We start from the raw sequence: 16,255 nt of genomic DNA on the forward strand, positions 1-16,255 counted from the left end.
GCGGCGCGGTCCGGGCCTCCGGCGAGCGCACCGACCTGTCGGCCCACCTGCCCCTGGGGTGAGGTCGGGGTGACTGGATAGGTTGGCGCTCATGACTGCAGAGATCCGTGCCCAGGTCACCGCCCTCCTCCCCGCGATCCGCCAGGACCTCGAGGACCTCGTCCGGATCGAGTCCGTCAGCGCCGACCCGGCGCGCGCCGGCGAGGTGCAGCGCAGCGCCGAGGCCGTGGCCGAGCTCTTCCGGGCCGAGGCGTTCGACTCCGTCGAGATCGTCTCCGCCGACGGCGGCGCCCCGGCCGTCATCGCGCACAAGAAGGGCCCGGAGGGGGCGCCGACCGTGCTGCTCTACGCGCACCACGACGTGCAGCCGGAGAACGATCACGCCGAGTGGGACTCACCGCCCTTCGAGCCGACCGAGCGCGACGGTCGCCTCTACGCCCGCGGTGCCGCCGACGACAAGGCCGGCATCGCCGCGCACCTCGGGGCGCTGCGCGTCTTCGGCGACGACCTGCCGGTCAGCGTCACGATGTTCATCGAGGGCGAGGAGGAGGTCGGCTCCGACACCCTCCCGGCCCTGCTGAAGGAGCACCACGACGCCCTGCGTGCCGACGTCATCGTCATCGCCGACTCCGGCAACTGGGACATCGGCGAGCCCGCCCTCACCACGAGCCTGCGCGGCCTGGTGCGCGTCGACGTCGAGGTCCGCACGCTCACCCACGCCGTCCACTCCGGCATGTGGGGCGGTCTCGCCCCCGACGCGCTGATCACCCTCAGTCGGCTCATCGCGAGCCTCCACGACGACACCGGCGACGTGGCGATCGCCGGGCTGCACGCGGGTCCCGCCGCCGACGTGACCTACCCCGAGGAGCGCCTGCGCGCCGAGTCCGGTGCCGTCCCCGGGCTCGAGTGGATCGGCACGGGATCGGCCGTCGAGCGCCTGTGGACCAAGCCCGCGCTCTCCATCACCGGGCTCGACGCCCCCAAGGTCGACGGCGCCAGCAACACCCTCGTCGCCTCGGCCCGTGCCAAGATCAGCCTGCGCATCGCCCCCGGCGACACCACCGCCAACGCGCTGGCCTGCCTCCAGCAGCACCTCGAGGCCAACGTCCCGTGGGGAGCCCAGCTCACCGTCACGGTCGTCGACACCGGCGAGGCCACGCAGATCGACGCCACCGGTCCGGCGTACGACGCGGCACGCGCGGCGTTCCAGGAGGCCTGGGACGGCACCGCCCCGGTCGACATGGGCGTCGGCGGGTCGATCCCCTTCATCGCGGAGTTCCTCGACGCGTTCCCGGAGGCCAGCGTGCTGGTGACAGGCGTCGAGGACCCCGACACCCGTGCCCACGGCGCCAACGAGGGCCTGCACCTGGCGGAGTTCGAGCGGGTGGTCCTGGCCGAGGCGCTGCTGCTCAAGAACCTCTCCGAGCTCTGAGCCCGAGCCCGTGCGCGCCGACACCCTCGCCTTCCTCGCCGAGCACCGGCGCGCCAGCCTCGACACCCTGACCGAGCGCCTCGTCGTCACGATCGAGGAGGACAACCCGGGCTACCGCGCGACCGGGCTGGTCCCGCGCACCGACCTGTGGCGCTCGTGCCACGACAACATCAGCCGCATCCTCGAGCTGCTCGCCGAGTCGCTGGAGCGCGACGCGCGGCACGGGCGTGCCGATGACAACCCCGCCTACGACGCGGCCCGGGCGACCGGTCGCCGGCGGGCCGAGCAGGGCCTGCCGCTCGACGTCGTGCTGCGCTCCTTCCGGATCGGCGGTCGGCTGATCTGGGACGACCTGGTCGCCGCGGGGGAGGAGGCGCTCGACGCCGTGGAGCTGCGCGAGATCGGCACCCTGCTGTGGGAGGTCGTCGACGAGACGTCGGCCCAGGTGGCGACGAGCTACCACCTCTACGAGCGGGCCGCCGTGCGTGCCGACGAGCAGCTGCGCGCCCAGCTCTGGGAGGGCCTGATCAACGGCCGCGCCAAGGAGCCGGGCTTCGCCCACGAGGTGTCGCGGCTGCTCGACCTCCCGGTGTCGGGCGACTACCTCGTCGTCGTCGCCGGTGTCGGCCTGGACCTAGCCGCGGTCGACCGGCACCTGGCGCCCCACGCCACCGGGTGGGTGCGTCGTGCGGGCGGCCTGGTGGGTCTCGTCGCCCTGCGCGACGACCGCCCCGACGAGGCGCTGGGTGCCCTGGCCGTGCTGGCGACGGCCGCCCGTGCGGCGCTCGGGGTCTCGGTGGTCGTGCACGGCCTGGCCGGGATCGACCAGGGCTACCGGCAGGCGTCGCTGGCGCTCCGGGTGCAGGAGGAGCGGCCGGGGCTGGCCTCCTTCGACCAGCAGCTTCCCGAGGTCCTGCTGCTCAGCTCGCCCGAGGTCGCGGCCCTGATCGTCTCGGTGTGGCTCGACCCGGTGCTCGCCCTGCCCGACGCCGAGGCCCGGATCCTGGTCGACACCCTGCGTGCCTGGGTGGCGCACGCAGGATCCGCGACCCGCACCGCCGAGGCCGCGCACTGCCACCGCAACACCGTCATCAACCGGCTGCGCCGCACGGAGGAGCTGATCGGGCGCTCCTTCGCCGACGGGGCGCCTCCGGTGGAGCTCGACCTGGCCCTGCGCGCCCTGCGTCTCGAGCCGCAGTGATTGTGCACTCTGCACAGGTGACGTGTCCCATTACTGGTGCTATGTCCCTTTCGTGACGAGGTGACGCCTGTCACGCTGGAGGCAAGCACGACGCACGTACCTCGGGGTCCACCTCGAGGCGTCGCGCACACATGGGGTGTACATGTCTCTCTCTTCGTCCGACCACGCGCACAGCACGCCCGACACCGCCGCCACTCCCGCCGGCCTCGGTCGTCGGTCGTTCCTGGGCTACGTCATGGCCGGCAGCACGCTCGTCGTGGCCGCCGACCTCAACCTCGCCCGCCCGGCCCGTGCCGCCATCCCGTCCGGCGTGCAGATCCCCGAGCTCTACGACCTCGAGGACCTCCAGACCGACTCCGCGCTGCCGACCTCGCAGCTGATCACGGTCACGATCAACCGTGACGGCACCGCGTCGTTCGCGCTGCCGCGCGCCGAGGTCGGCCAGGGCATCCTGACCTCGACCACGATGATCCTGGCCGAGGAGCTCGACCTGCCGATGAGCAAGGTCAAGGTCACGCTGGCCAAGGCCCGCCCCGAGCTGCTGCTCAACCAGCTGACCGGCGGCTCCAACTCGACGTTCTCCACCTACACACCCATCCGCGTGGCCGGCGCCCTCGCGCGCCAGCGACTCCTCGAGGCCGCCGCGATCCTGTTCGGCACGACCGCCGACCGGCTCACGACCACGGGCGGGGTCATCAGTGACGGTCTCGGCAACAACGCGACGTACGGCGACCTCGCCTCCGACGCCGCGAGCCAGGTCGTGGAGGCGGTCGAGGTGCTCCTGCGTCCCCCCAGCGACTTCAAGGTGATCGGCAAGCCGAAGGACCGTCTCGACGCGCGCGACGCGGTGACGGGCAAGAAGAAGTTCACGACCGACCTCGACGTGCCCGGTGCCCTGCCGACCATGGTGTGCCGCGCGCCCGAGCACCAGGGCACGCCCAAGCGGCTCAAGAACCGTGCCCGGATCCTGAAGATGGACGGCGTCACGCACGTGGCGATCGTCCCGACGGGCGTGGCTGTGCGGGCGCGCACCTTCGGGCAGTGCATCGACGCCATCCGCGCGATGGACGTCGAGTGGAACCCCGGCACGGCCTCGGGCGAGTCCGACAGCACGATCCTGGCCAAGCTGAGGGGCCAGGAGATCCCGCTGGTCGTCCCCAACGTGCCGATCCTGGCCGAGACGGTCGAGACCAACGTCGCATTCGCGTTCCGCAGCAGCGCCGCGCTCGAGCCCTACGCCGCCATCGCCGACGTCCGTGACGACAAGGCGACGATCTGGGCCGGTCTGAAGGTCCCGATCCTCGCCCAGCAGCGCGTCGCCGAGGCGGTCGGGCTGCGTCAGGACCAGGTCGAGGTCAACGTGATCACCTCGGGCGGGTCCTTCGGTCACAAGCTCTTCGGCGACCACGCCATCGAGGCCGCCACGATCTCCAAGGCGATGGGCAAGCCCGTCAAGCTGATGTGGCACCGCGCCGACGAGCCCCGCCAGGGACGCCTGCACCCGATGGCCACCACCCGGGTCCGCGCCACTGTCCTCAACGGACAGGTGCTCAGCTTCGAGCAGCGCCACACCAGCGTCACGACCGACTTCAGCCACGGCCTCGGCGAGATGATCACCTCGCAGGCCGACGAGCTCGACCCCTTGGGCCTCGGTGGGCTCGGCTTCGCCGAGTCGATCTTCACCCTCACCCAGGAGCTGCCCTACAACTTCGGGGTCCTGACCCAGCTCCTCAACGAGCCCCTGGAGTTCGAGGACCAGTTCAGCACCGGGTCGATGCGCAACATCTACTCGCCCGACGTGTGCACCTCCGCTGAGCTGACGATCGACCAGATCGCCAAGAAGGTCGGCAAGGACCCCTTGGAGTTCCGCCTGGAGTTCCTCAAGAACGAGCGGGTCAAGACGGCGCTGCGCAAGGTGGCCAAGGAGGGCAACTGGGGCCGCAAGATGCCCAAGGGCACGGCCCAGGGCATCGCGATCCACAAGGAGTACAAGGGCTGCACGGCCGTCCTCGTCGAGATCGACTGCCGCCCGCAGACCGTCAACCGCGACCTCGGCAAGGAGACCGTCACCGGCCCTCGCGTGACCAAGGTCGTCATCGCCGTCGACGCCGGCCTGGTCATCAACCCCCGTGGCCTCGAGGCGCAGATGCAGGGTGGCGCCATGGACGGCATCGCGATGACGCTGACCAGCTCCTGCCACCTGCGCGACGGCAAGTTCCTCGAGGCGAGCTGGGATAACTACTTCTACACCCGCCAGTGGAACGTCCCGAAGGACATGGAGATCCACATCATCAAGTCCGACTCCGACACCCCCGGTGGTGCCGGGGAGGCCGCCGTGGGCTCCACCGCCGCCGCCGTGGCCTGTGCCTACGTGCGGGCCACCGGCGAGATCCCGAAGTACTTCCCGATCAACCATGGCCAGATCTCGTTCAAGCCCAAGTCGTTCATCCCGCCGGTGCCGCCCTCGCCGACCAACGGCCTCAAGCTCACCCGCTGAGGAAGAAGAGAGACAGACATGCCCAAGCAGACCTTCATCCTCAACGGCAAGCCCGTGACCGTGAACGTCAACGACGACGTCCGTGTCCTGTGGGTCCTGCGTGACCTGCTCGGTGTCACCGGTCCCAAGTACGGCTGTGGCATCAACGTGTGCAAGGCGTGCACGTCCCACATCAACGGCAAGGCCTTCAACCCGTGCGCCGTGCGGGTGGGCGACCTCAAGCCCCAGGACCGGCTCACCACCATCGAGGGCCTCAACGAGACCGTCGGCAAGGACCTCCACCCGATGCAGAAGGCCTGGCTCGACCAGGACGTGTCGCAGTGCGGCTACTGCCAGCCCGGCCAGATCATGGCCGCGGTGGCGTTGGTCAAGAAGGTCCGTCGGGAGGGGCGTGAGATCCGGGACTCCGACCTCGACCAGATCCGCAACATCTGCCGCTGCGGGACCTACTTCCGCATCCGTGAGGCCATCGAGCAGGGCGCCCGCAACATGCGCTGACCCTCACGACCCGCTAAGCCGCCTGTTCGCCTTAAGTCACTAGAAACAGTAGACTTCACGGGTGGCTACCTCATCCTCGACCTCACCCACCGCTCCGCACGCGCCCGCGACCCGGGTCGCGGTGATCGGTGGGGGAGCGAGCGGGGTCCTCACCGCGATCAACCTGCTCACCACCCCCGGCGGTGAGCAGGTCGCGGTGACGATCCACGAGGCCAGCGGCATCATCGGTCGCGGTGTCGCCTACGGCACGTGCGACCCCCGGCACCTGCTCAACGTGCGGGCGCGGCACATGAGCGCGTGGCCCGACGTGCCCTCCGACCTGCTGGAGTGGGCGGCCCGCACGGGCCGCGACGTCGACCCGCAGGGCTTCCTGCCCCGGCGTGACTTCGCCGCCTACCTCCAGGACTCGCTGGCCTCGGTCGCCGACCACCGCCTCACCGTCCGTGCGGGGCGCGTCGACGACGTCGTCCCGCTCGAGGGCGGGGGCTACGAGATCCACGCCGCCGGCACCGTGTCGGTGGCCGACTCGGTGGTGCTGGCCTACGGCAACCAGGAGCCGCGCGCGCTGGTCGTGGACGGTGACGTGCTGCCGCCTGCCTCCTGGCACGTCGCCAACCCGTGGGACCTCGCCTCGCTGCACCTGCTGCCCGGTGACTCCACGGCCGTCGTCGTCGGCACCGGGCTGACGGCGATCGACACCGCGATCACCTTCCTCGAGGAGCACCCCGCGCGGCGTGTGGTGATGGTCAGCCGCCACGGCCTCCTGCCCGAGACCCACGTGGGTCAGCAGTCCACCGCGTGGGTGAGCCCGACGATCACGGGGCCGCTCTCCGCCGATGCCCTCGCCGACTTCTTCTCCGGGCAGGTCGCCGCGGCCGACGAGCAGGGGGTCGACTGGCGCGCCGTCGTCGACGGGCTGCGCCCCCAGGCACAGGCCGTCTGGCAGCTGCTCGACCTCGACGAGCGTCGGCGCTTCCTGGCGAAGCACGCCCGTCACTGGGAGGTCCGCCGGCACCGGATGGCGCCGGAGGTCGCAGCCCTGCTCGGGGGCTACCAGGCGGAGGGACGCCTCGCGGTCCTCGCGGGCGGCATCCACCGCGTGGTCGACCGCGGTGAGCGCTGCGAGGTGCACCTCGGCCGGGGACACGTGCCCGTCGTGGCCGACGCGCTGGTCAACTGCACCGGTCCCTCCACCGACATCACCCGCAGCGGGGACCCCCTGCTGCTCGCGCTCCGCGAGCGGGGTCTCGCCTCGCCGGACCCGCTGTGCCTCGGCCTGTCCACCACGACCGACGGCGTGCTCCTCGACCCGCACGGCCAGCCCGTGCCCGGGATGTACGCCGTGGGCCCGCCGCGCAAGGGCGTCCTGTGGGAGTCGACGGCCATCCCCGAGATCCGCACCCAGGCGGCCGAGGTGGCCCGGGCTCAGGTGGCCTCGGTGCCGCACGACGCGCTGGGAGTCGGTTGATCAGCCCTCTCGGGTTGCTGCCGGGAGCCGCACGACGAACGTGCTGCCCTCGCCGAGCGAGGAGGACACGCTGATCGACCCGTGGTGACGCTCGACGATCCTGGCCACGATCGCCAGCCCCAGCCCGGTGCCCGGCTGGGCGCGCGCGGCCGGATCGGCGGAGCGGAAGAACTCGCTGAAGAGCTGCTCCTGGTCCTCGGGGGAGATGCCGATGCCCTGGTCCCGGCAGGTGACGACGATCTGGTCGTCGTCGCGATGGACCGACAGGGAGACGGTCGTGTCCGCCGGGCTGTACTTGACGGCGTTGCTGAGCAGGTTGGTCAGCAGGCAGTCGATCTCCTCGGCGTCGCCGGCGGCCACCATCGGCTCGCGGGGCAGGTCGAGGTCGACCCGCACCCCCCCCACGACTGGCCGAGATGGCGGTGAGGTCGCGCACGTCCTCGACGATCGGCTGCAGGTGCACCGGCGCCGGGATGATGGGGTTGTCGGGGTCACCCACCTTGGAGAGCAGCAGCAGGTCCTCGATCACGCGCTGGAGCCGCAGCGCGCCCCGGCCGATCGCGGAGACGGAGCTGCGGCTCGCGGCGCTGAGCTCCGGGGCGGCATCGAGCAACTCGAGGTGGCCGACGATGGCCGTGAGCGGGTTCTTCAGCTCGTGCGACACCGTCGCGATCAGCTGGCCCTTGTAGACGTCGAGCGCGGTGAGCTCGGCCACGAGCCGGTGCTCGTGGGCGAAGGTGCGCGCGTTGAGGATGGCGCGGCCGAGGTCGTGGCCGATGTCGAGCGCCGCGTCGGCCTCGGTGGACGTCCAGGCCGGCTGGCCCTCGACCCGGGTCAGCACCAGGTTGCCGACACAGGTCGACCCCGCACCTAGCGGGACGAAGAGGAGGTAGTCGGCCCCGATGCGCTCCATGAACGCCGTGATCTCGTCGTACTGCTCCTGGGTCAGGACGCCGAGCGACGTGGGCTCGCGCTCCAGCACGGCCGACTGCTGCATCGCCCAGAGCTGGCGGGCGGCGACCTCGGCCATCTCGATCAGCTCCTCGGGGAGCCAGATGTCGGCTCCCTGGGCGCTGTGCAGCGCACCGGAGCCGCTCACCTCCTCGTCAAAGGTCTGGACCCAGCTCCCTCCGGCGCGGAAGCCGGCGGTGAGCGCCTCGCCGCACTGGGCCAGGAGGTCGTCGATGTGCAGCTGCACGCTGGCGTTGCGCACGATCTCGCGCGCCGCCGTGGCGAGGCGGATCTGCTCCGACAGGGCCTCGCGCTCCAGCGCGACCAGGACGGCGCGCTCCGCCTGCGCGGCATAGCGCTCCAGCAGCGTGCGCTGGTCGGTGTCGGGGCGCCGGCCGTTGACCGGCAGGTCGATCGAGAGCAGCCCGACGATCTCGTCGGAGGCGTTGTGGAGCGGCGCGACGAGCAGGTCCAGGGCCTGCCAGGAGTGGGGATCGTCGCTGGGCTCGAGCTCGGGCACCCAGCCCCACTCGGAGGTCTCGGCCGGTGCCCGCTCCGCGGGGACGAACTTGAAGCGCCCCCAGTCGTCGGCGACGGCGAGGTCCTGGTGGATGACCTCGATCGGGGTCACGGCACCCATGAGCTGGGCGCGGGCGGCCTCGCTGCCGGCGATCGCCACGGAGCGGAGCCCGTGCTCCTTCACGACGCTGATCGTCGCGACCTGGAAGCCGACCATCTCGGTGACGCCCTCGGCGATCAGCTGGAGGGCGTCGCGGGAGAGGGCATCGGCCCACTCCGTGCGGCCCTCGCGCACGGGGGCTTGCTGGGCCTCGAGAGCCATCTCACCTCTTAGGTCTTCTACCTACGTTCCAGCCACCTTACGACCGGCGTCGCCCGTCGGGGCCGGGATCTCCTAGAATCAGTGCGTGCCCTACCTCAGCAGCAGTGGCCAGAGACGCGGCGGTGACGGGCGCCTGACCGCGGCGCTCGACCCGCACGACCAGGGACCGCAGGACGCCTGCGGCGTCTTCGGGGTCTGGGCGCCTGGTGAGGACGTTGCCAAGCTCACCTACTTCGGGCTCTACGCGCTGCAGCACCGCGGCCAGGAGTCGGCCGGCATCGCGGTGAGCAACGGCCGCCAGATCCTGGTCTACAAGGACATGGGCCTGGTCTCGCAGGTCTTCGACGAGACCACCCTCGACTCCCTCAAGGGCCACCTCGCGATCGGCCACTCGCGCTACTCCACCACCGGGGCGAGCACCTGGCAGAACGCCCAGCCGACCTTCCGCCCCACGGTCGACGGCTCCATCGCCCTGGGTCACAACGGCAACCTGATCAACACCCACGACCTGCGCGAGCTGGTCGACGCGCTCCCCGCCGACCCCGGTGAGCTGGACCTCCACGCCCGCAACGTCGAGTCCTCCACCAACGACACCGGCCTGGTGACGGCGCTGCTGGCCCACCACCCCGACACGAGCCTCGAGCAGCGCGCGCTCGAGGTGCTGCCCCTGCTCCAGGGCGCCTTCTCCTTCGTCTGGATGAACGAGAACACCCTCTACGCCGCCCGCGACCCCCAGGGCATCCGGCCCCTGGTGCTCGGTCGTCTCGATCGCGGCTGGGTGGTCGCCTCCGAGGACGCCGCGCTCGCCACGATCGGCGCGAGCGTGGTGCGTGAGGTCGAGCCGGGCGAGATGCTCGTCATCGACGACCAGGGCCTGCGCTCGCACACCTTCGCCCAGCCCGACCCCAAGGGCTGCGTGTTCGAGTACGTCTACCTCGCCCGCCCCGACGCCACCATCGCCGGTCGCAGCGTCCACGAGTCGCGTGTCGAGATGGGTCGTGAGCTGGCCCGCCAGTTCCCCGTCGAGGCCGACCTGGTGATCCCGGTCCCCGAGTCGGGCACCCCGGCCGCCGCCGGCTACGCCGAGGAGAGCGGGATCCCCTTCGGTCAGGGCTTCGTCAAGAACGCCTACGTCGGCCGCACGTTCATCCAGCCCAGCCAGACCCTGCGTCAGCTCGGCATCCGGCTCAAGCTCAACGCGCTCGAGCACATGATCCGCGGCAAGAAGATCGTCGTGGTCGACGACTCGATCGTGCGCGGCAACACCCAGCGGGCCCAGGTGCGGATGCTGCGCGAGGCCGGCGCCCTGGAGGTCCACGTCCGGATCTCCAGCCCGCCCGTGAAGTGGCCGTGCTTCTACGGCATCGACTTCGCGACCCGGGCCGAGCTGATCGCCAACGGGCTGACGCCCGAGGAGATCGCCGCCAGCGTGGGGGCCGACAGCCTCGGCTACATCTCCCTCGACGGCATGATCGAGTCCACCAAGCAGGAGAAGACCAGGCTCTGCACCGCCTGCTTCACCGGCGACTACCCCATCGAGCTGCCCGACGAGAGCCTCCTCGGCAAGCACCTGCTCGAGGCGACGCTGCAGTCGCCGACGCTGGGCAAGGCGCTCCCCGTCCTCAACAACCCCTGATCGCGAGCCACCTGTGAGCCAGACCCCCTCCCCGTCCGGGAGCACCCACGTCGGCAACGCCTACGCCGAGGCCGGCGTCAGCATCGAGGCGGCGGACACCGCCATCGAGCTGATGAAGGGCTGGGTCGAGAAGGCCCGCCGGCCCGAGATGATCGGGGGGCTGGGCGGTTTCGCCGGGCTCTTCGACGCCAGCGCCCTCACGTCGTACAAACGGCCGCTGCTCGCGACCTCGACCGACGGCGTCGGCACCAAGGTCGCCATCGCGCAGGCGATGGACGTCCACGACACCATCGGCTACGACCTGGTCGGCATGGTGGTCGACGACCTGGTCGTGTGTGGCGCCGAGCCGCTCTTCATGACCGACTACATCGCGTGCGGACGCGTGGTCCCCGAGCGCATCGCGGCCATCGTCAAGGGCATCGCGGAGGCCTGCGTCGAGGCCGGCTGCGCCCTGATCGGCGGTGAGACCGCCGAGCACCCCGGGCTCCTCGACCCCGACGACTACGACGTCGCCGGTGCCACCACCGGTGTCGTGGAGGCCGACAAGCTGCTCGGTCCCGGTCGGGTCCGTCCCGGTGACGCCGTCATCGCGATGGAGGCCAGCGGGCTGCACTCCAACGGCTACTCGCTGGTGCGCCACGTGCTCCTCAACACAGCCGGCTGGCAGCTCGACCGCGACGTCCCCGAGCTCGGTCGCACCCTGGGTGCGGAGCTGTTGGAGCCGACCCGCATCTATGCCAAGGCCTGCCTGGAGCTCGCCGACCAGGTCGAGGTGCACGCCATGTCGCACGTGACCGGTGGCGGCCTCGCGGCCAACCTGGCCCGGGTCATGCCCGAGGAGCTCATGGCGACCCTCGAGCGGGGCACCTGGACGCCGCAGCCGATCTTCGACGTCGTGCGCCGGGTGGGCTCGCTGTCGCAGGCCGACCTCGAGATGACGCTCAACTGCGGCGTGGGCATGGTGGCGATCACCGCACCCGCCGCCATGGACCGCGCGATCGAGGTGCTGGCCGGCTTCGGGATCCGCGCCTGGGTGGTCGGGGAGGTCTCCGTCGACCCCGAGCAGCGGGGTCGGGTCGTCCTGGAAGGCCAGCACCCGGGCTGGTGAGGGCTGGTGATGGGTGATTTCGCCCAGGGCGTAGTCCAAATCGCCGCGACATTGACCCTCGGCGTGCGGGAACACCCAGCCAGCAGGTAGCGTTGCCCTCACGAGAAATCTTTGAGACAGCCCGGGAGCCATGGTGCCCCGGCCGACTTGCGAGGGGGCTGACCCTATGGGGCGCGGCCGAGCTAAAGCCAAGCAGACGAAGGTCGCTCGCGACCTGAAGTACCGGACGCACGACACGGACTTCGGGGCGCTGGCCAGCGAGCTGCACGGCGGTGACAACAGTCAGACCGAGGAAGTCGATCCCGAGGTGCTCGAGAAGTGGTCCGACGTCATCGAGCCGACACGGCGAGACTGACCCTCCACTGACACACGAAGGGCCCCCCGGCATGCCGGGGGACCCTCGTGTGCGTGTGGGCGGAGACGGGGCTCAGGCGTCGAGCCAGATCCCCCGGAGACGACCCACGTCGCGCATGCGTCGCTCGGCCAACCGGTCCGCGGCGATCGCCGGCGGCACGCCGTCGGAGGCCGCGAGCTCGAAGACGCGCAACGTCGTGTCGAAGATGCCCGTGGCGCGCTGCTCGGCGCGCTCGAAGACGAAGCCCTCGAGCTCGTCGGCGACCTGGATCAAGCCGCCGGCGTTGACGCAGTAGTCGGGGGCGTAGAGCACGCCGCGGTCCTCCAGCGCCTTCTCGATGCCGGGGTGCGCGAGCTGGTTGTTGGCGGCGCCGCAGACGATGCGGGCCGACAGCACGTCGAGCACGGCGTCGTCGAGCGCGCCACCCATGGCGCACGGGGCGTAGACGTCGAGCGCGCTGGCGACCAGGTCCTGGGTCGATCCGACGACGGTGACCCCGGGCAGCTCGTCGCGCACCCGCTCGAGCGCCGCGGCCGCGACGTCGGTCACGACGACCTGGGCGCCGTCCTCGACGAGGTGGCGCGCCAGGTGCCGGCCGACCTTGCCGACCCCGGCGATGCCGACGGTGCGACCGGCCAGCGAGTCGGTGCCCCACGCGACGGTGGCAGCGGCCCGCATGCCCTGGAACACGCCGTAGGCCGTGAGGACCGAGCTGTCGCCGGCCCCGCCGTGGGCGGTGGTGCGCCCCGTGACGTAGTCGCACTCGCGGGCGATGTCGTCCATGTCGGCCGAGAAGGTGCCGACGTCGCAGGCGGTGTAGTAGCGCCCGCCGAGCGACTGCACGAAGCGACCGTAGGCGCGCAGCAGGGCCTCGCCCTTGAGCGCGGAGGGGTCGCCGATGATGACGGCCTTGCCGCCGCCGAGGTCCAGGCCGGCGAGCGCGGCCTTGTAGGACATCCCGCGCGACAGGTCGAGCACGTCGCGGACGGCGTCGGCCGTGCTGGCGTAGGGGTAGAAGCGGGTGCCGCCGAGGGCGGGTCCGAGGGCCGTCGAGTGGATCGCGATGATCGCCTGGAGGCCGGTCGCGGCGTCGTTGGCGAAGACGACCTGCTCATGCTCGGAGCCGAGGTCGAACACGTCGACCGAGGGGGTTGCAGACATGGGTGATGTCCTCATTCGTGGGTGTCGCGGGCCGCGTGGGTGTGGCGGCCCTGGTCGGTGAGCCGCAGGGGTGGCGCGGCTCACACCCAGCCTAACGCCGCTCAGACCAGCGTGGTGACCACGTAGGCGATCCCGAAGGCCGCGATGAACGCGAGCAGGCTGATCAGCGCGGTCGTCCACGAGGGGCCGGGGCCGGAGGGGACCTGAGCGCGGGGACGGTCGGGGAGCTGCCAGAGCGTCAGCTGCTCGGCGCCGGCTGCCGCGGGGACGGCGGCGCGCAGCGCGGCGACGTACGACGCCACGTCGGTCCAGCGGTCCTCGGGGTCGGGCTCGAGGGCGCGGAGCAGCACGTCGTCGACCGCCGACGGCAGGTCGGCGAGCGAGGACGGCGCCGGGGGGAGCGTCGCGTGCATGAGCTCACCCATGGTGCCGGTGCGGACGAGTCGACCGGTGAGGAGCTGGTAGGTCACGGCCGCGAGGGCGTGGACGTCGGCGCGCACGTCGACCCCGATGCCGGTGGCCTGCTCGGGCGCCATGTAGGAGGGGGTCCCGACCACCTGGGTCAGCCCCGATGCGTGCAGCATCGCCTTGGCGACGCCGAGGTCGGCCACCAGGATCCTGTCGCCGGCGCTGCCGCCACTGCGGACCAGGAGGTTCTGCGGCTTGATGTCGCGGTGGACCACACCGTGCTCGTGCAGCACCGAGAGACCGGCGCCGGCCTGGCGCACCATGTCGACGGCGGCGGCCAGCGGGGGGAGGGCGTCGCGCTCGAGCACGTCACCGAGCGAGCCGAGGTCGGCGTAGGTCATGACGAAGTAGGGCGTGCCGTCGGCTTCGCCGACGTCGTAGACGCGCACGATGTGGTCGGAGTCGGCCCGGCGCAGGATCCGCGCCTCCTCCAGGAAGCGCTCGCGCACGTCGAGCCGCTGCGCCCAGTTCTCCGCGAGCGCCTTCACGGCGACGTCCGACTGGAGCTCCTCGTCGTGGTAGAGCCAGACCGTGGCGAACCCGCCCACCCCGAGCCGCCTCACCTGCTGGAGTCGTCCGAGCCGTTCCGGGAGGGCCATGAAAGGTAGTGTGCCGCAGGTGATCTCGGACGACGGGGGCCCCACGCTCGAGGAGCTGGCGACGCGAGCGGCGGCGGGTGACCGCGACGCCCTCGAGGAGCTCCTGGCGCAGATCCAGCCACGCGTACGACGGATCTGCGGGCGGATGCTCATCTACCCGGAGGACGCCGAGGAGGCCACGCAGGACGCGCTGCTCCTCGTGGCGACCAAGATCGGCGGGTTCGCCGGACGGAGCAAGTTCACCACCTGGCTGCACGCGGTCGCCTCCAACAGCGCCCGCTCGACTTACCGCACCCTCAAGCGACGGGCTGCGGAGCGACTCACCGACGAGCTGCCCGCCGCCCCCGACCCGCGCACCACGAGCGTCATCGCCGGCAGCCGGCTCGACCTGCTCGACGCGCTGGAGATCCTCGGGGCCGACCGCCCCGAGCTCGTGGAGCCACTGGTGCTGCGCGACGTGCAGCAGCTGGACTACAACGAGATCGCGCGACTGCTCGACGTGCCGCTCGGCACGGTCAAGTCGCGCATCCACACCGCCCGCCACGCGGTGCGACCGCTGCTGGCTGTCCACGACTGAGGCGCCGCGGGTCTGGGGCGACCCTCAGGACGGCGCCCGCGCGAACACGACCCGGCCGTGGCTGCCGTAGCCCACCAGCCGGCCGCCGTGCGGCCGCCCGTCGAAGCCGATCATCAGCCAGCCGTCGTCCTCCTCGAGGAGGGTGGGCCACGGGATGTTCGTGCCGTACGGCGCGTCCAGCGCGCCGACCTCGGCGAGACGTCGCTCCGGGGCCAGGTCGGGGCGCAGGTCGAGCACGGGGTAGCGCCGTCGCTGGCCGGGCCGACCGTCGCGGCCGTCGCTGGCGAGGACCCGCCACCCACCGTCGGCGCCGCCGATCCGGGCCAGGACCGGGCCCTCGGTGGCGCGCCGGTCGCCCGCGGCCCCCAGCAGCGTGAGGTCGTCGAGGGCGGGGCCTCCGGCCAGCACGGGGTGGAACCGGAAGAAGCGGCGGGCGCTGACGTAGGCGACCAGCCAGCCGTCGGTGGTGCGCACCAGGTGCGGGTCCCAGACCCCCACGGAGCGCAGCCCGGTGGTGGGCAGGGCCAGCGGTCGGGTGTCCAGCACGTGGCGGCCCCGAGTGAGGTCGGCACCGGACGCGGCGAGCGTGACCTCGACGGAGGCGTCGGGGGCGCGCTTGTCGAAGTCACCCCAGGTGCTGGTGGTGAGCAGCCAGGTGTCACCGTCGCGGAGCAGGTGGCTGGCGTGGTCGCCGAAGACCCCGGGCCGGTCGGGTCGTCGGAAGAACAGGTCGCTGCGGTGCTCCAGCGTGAGGCTGCACGGGTCGAGGGACCAGACCGAGGTGTGGGCGGTGTCGAAGAACCCGGGCCCGGCGCTGGTGGCGGTCAGCAGGACCCGCTCGCCGTCGGGTCCGGCCTCGCGCCACGGTGATCCGTCGGCGTGGCTGACCAGGCGCAGGTCGCGCAGCCCGAGCTGGCCGAAGGCCCCGGCGCGCACCTCGCCGACCGGGCCGGTGGTGCCGTGGGTCAGCCCGGCGAGCCAGGCCTCGTCGCGGGTGTCGACGCGCTCGAGGAGGTCCACCCGGCCCCGCACCGTCCAGCCTCCGGCAGGCCCGGCTGCCTCGCGGGTCAGGATCGACAGGTGGGTGCCCGTCAGGGCGAGACCCACGGTCGTCACGGCGGACTCCGGTCGTCCGCTGCGCCGGCTCTGGTGCCGCGTGGTCCGCGACCCGGTGGCGACCGTCAGGCCCAGCGTGCCGTCGTACGTGCCGGTGAGAGTGACGTCGCCGCTCACCAGGCTCAGGGTCACGGGACCGGCGTCCGTCACGTCCGCCTCCACCGCGACCGAGGGAACGAGCGGCGCGGTGAGGTCGGTGCCCGGCTGGACGAGCACGACGGGGCGCGCGTGGCCGACCGTCTCGAAGCGCTGCATCACCCGCCCATCCTGTCGGACCCGCCTGCGCCCGAGGGGCGTGACCGGTGACGCACCCCGTGCGCGCTTGCCGTCGGTGGTCTCCGGGCACC

At 71.8% G+C, this 16,255-nt stretch carries 15 protein-coding genes; 11 read left to right on the forward strand and 4 right to left on the reverse strand.

The genetic code is table 11. From position 1 onward, the window contains the following. The first annotated feature begins 91 nt into the window (after nt 1–91). The 5 genes from AAG827_RS11920 to AAG827_RS11940 all read left to right on the forward strand — a co-directional run bounded on the left by AAG827_RS11920 (nt 92) and on the right by AAG827_RS11940 (nt 7,096). The gene (locus tag AAG827_RS11920; RefSeq protein ID WP_341926217.1) at nt 92–1,432 is read left to right on the forward strand and encodes a dipeptidase; all 1,341 of its coding nucleotides are present in this window, start codon (nt 92–94) and stop codon (nt 1,430–1,432) included. Between the two features lie 10 nt (nt 1,433–1,442). Further along, the gene (locus tag AAG827_RS11925; RefSeq protein WP_341926219.1) at nt 1,443–2,633 is read left to right on the forward strand and encodes a helix-turn-helix domain-containing protein; all 1,191 of its coding nucleotides are present in this window, start codon (nt 1,443–1,445) and stop codon (nt 2,631–2,633) included. 142 nt (nt 2,634–2,775) lie between these two features. After that, nucleotides 2,776–5,130 (forward strand): molybdopterin cofactor-binding domain-containing protein, encoded by a 2,355-nt coding sequence (locus AAG827_RS11930; protein ID WP_341926221.1) that lies wholly within the window; start codon nt 2,776–2,778, stop codon nt 5,128–5,130. Between the two features lie 18 nt (nt 5,131–5,148). Next, nucleotides 5,149–5,628, forward strand: a complete 480-nt coding sequence (locus AAG827_RS11935) for a 2Fe-2S iron-sulfur cluster-binding protein (RefSeq protein ID WP_309649009.1) — start codon at nt 5,149–5,151, stop codon at nt 5,626–5,628. Between the two features lie 61 nt (nt 5,629–5,689). Further along, nucleotides 5,690–7,096 carry an FAD/NAD(P)-binding protein gene (locus AAG827_RS11940; protein WP_341926222.1) on the forward strand — a complete coding sequence of 469 codons (1,407 nt, stop codon included), beginning with the start codon at nt 5,690–5,692 and terminating at the stop codon, nt 7,094–7,096. On the opposite strand, the gene AAG827_RS11945 is transcribed toward AAG827_RS11940, so the two are convergent. Continuing rightward, nucleotides 7,097–7,492 carry an ATP-binding protein gene (locus AAG827_RS11945; protein ID WP_341926223.1) on the reverse strand — a complete coding sequence of 132 codons (396 nt, stop codon included), beginning with the start codon at nt 7,490–7,492 and terminating at the stop codon, nt 7,097–7,099. A gap of 61 nt (nt 7,493–7,553) precedes the next feature. Between AAG827_RS11945 and AAG827_RS11950 the strand changes: the two genes are divergently transcribed. From AAG827_RS11950 to AAG827_RS11970, 5 genes are all read left to right on the forward strand, one after another. Then, nucleotides 7,554–7,970: a hypothetical protein gene (locus AAG827_RS11950; protein ID WP_341926224.1), complete on the forward strand. Its 417-nt coding sequence runs from the start codon at nt 7,554–7,556 to the stop codon at nt 7,968–7,970. A 201-nt stretch (nt 7,971–8,171) separates the two neighbouring features. After that, a complete protein-coding gene (locus AAG827_RS11955; protein ID WP_341926225.1) occupies nt 8,172–8,900 on the forward strand; it encodes a hypothetical protein in 729 nt (242 codons plus the stop codon). A gap of 73 nt (nt 8,901–8,973) precedes the next feature. Next, the gene (purF, locus tag AAG827_RS11960; protein ID WP_341926226.1) at nt 8,974–10,524 is read left to right on the forward strand and encodes an amidophosphoribosyltransferase; all 1,551 of its coding nucleotides are present in this window, start codon (nt 8,974–8,976) and stop codon (nt 10,522–10,524) included. Between the two features lie 13 nt (nt 10,525–10,537). Further along, nucleotides 10,538–11,632, forward strand: coding sequence for a phosphoribosylformylglycinamidine cyclo-ligase (gene purM / locus AAG827_RS11965; protein WP_341926228.1), 1,095 nt, complete (start codon nt 10,538–10,540; stop codon nt 11,630–11,632). Nucleotides 11,633–11,798: 166 nt separating this feature from the next. After that, on the forward strand, nt 11,799–11,987 hold the full coding sequence (locus AAG827_RS11970) for a DUF3073 domain-containing protein (protein WP_309649004.1): 189 nt from the start codon (nt 11,799–11,801) through the stop codon (nt 11,985–11,987). A 72-nt stretch (nt 11,988–12,059) separates the two neighbouring features. On the opposite strand, the gene AAG827_RS11975 is transcribed toward AAG827_RS11970, so the two are convergent. Both AAG827_RS11975 and AAG827_RS11980 read right to left on the reverse strand, forming a co-directional pair. Further along, nucleotides 12,060–13,148 carry a Glu/Leu/Phe/Val dehydrogenase dimerization domain-containing protein gene (locus AAG827_RS11975; protein WP_341926229.1) on the reverse strand — a complete coding sequence of 363 codons (1,089 nt, stop codon included), beginning with the start codon at nt 13,146–13,148 and terminating at the stop codon, nt 12,060–12,062. A 101-nt stretch (nt 13,149–13,249) separates the two neighbouring features. After that, complete coding sequence (locus tag AAG827_RS11980) at nt 13,250–14,215, reverse strand: serine/threonine-protein kinase (protein ID WP_341926230.1); 966 nt, start codon at nt 14,213–14,215, stop codon at nt 13,250–13,252. Nucleotides 14,216–14,234: 19 nt separating this feature from the next. On the opposite strand from AAG827_RS11980, the gene AAG827_RS11985 reads away from it, so the two are divergent. After that, nucleotides 14,235–14,792: an RNA polymerase sigma factor gene (locus AAG827_RS11985; protein ID WP_341926231.1), complete on the forward strand. Its 558-nt coding sequence runs from the start codon at nt 14,235–14,237 to the stop codon at nt 14,790–14,792. A 24-nt stretch (nt 14,793–14,816) separates the two neighbouring features. Here AAG827_RS11985 and AAG827_RS11990 read toward each other — a convergent pair whose 3' ends face one another. After that, nucleotides 14,817–16,163, reverse strand: coding sequence for a hypothetical protein (locus AAG827_RS11990; protein WP_341926265.1), 1,347 nt, complete (start codon nt 16,161–16,163; stop codon nt 14,817–14,819). Nucleotides 16,164–16,255: the final 92 nt, after the last annotated feature.

The organism is Nocardioides psychrotolerans, from assembly GCF_943371775.1.
In the GTDB taxonomy this organism is placed as follows: Bacteria; Actinomycetota; Actinomycetes; order Propionibacteriales; family Nocardioidaceae; genus Nocardioides; species Nocardioides psychrotolerans_A.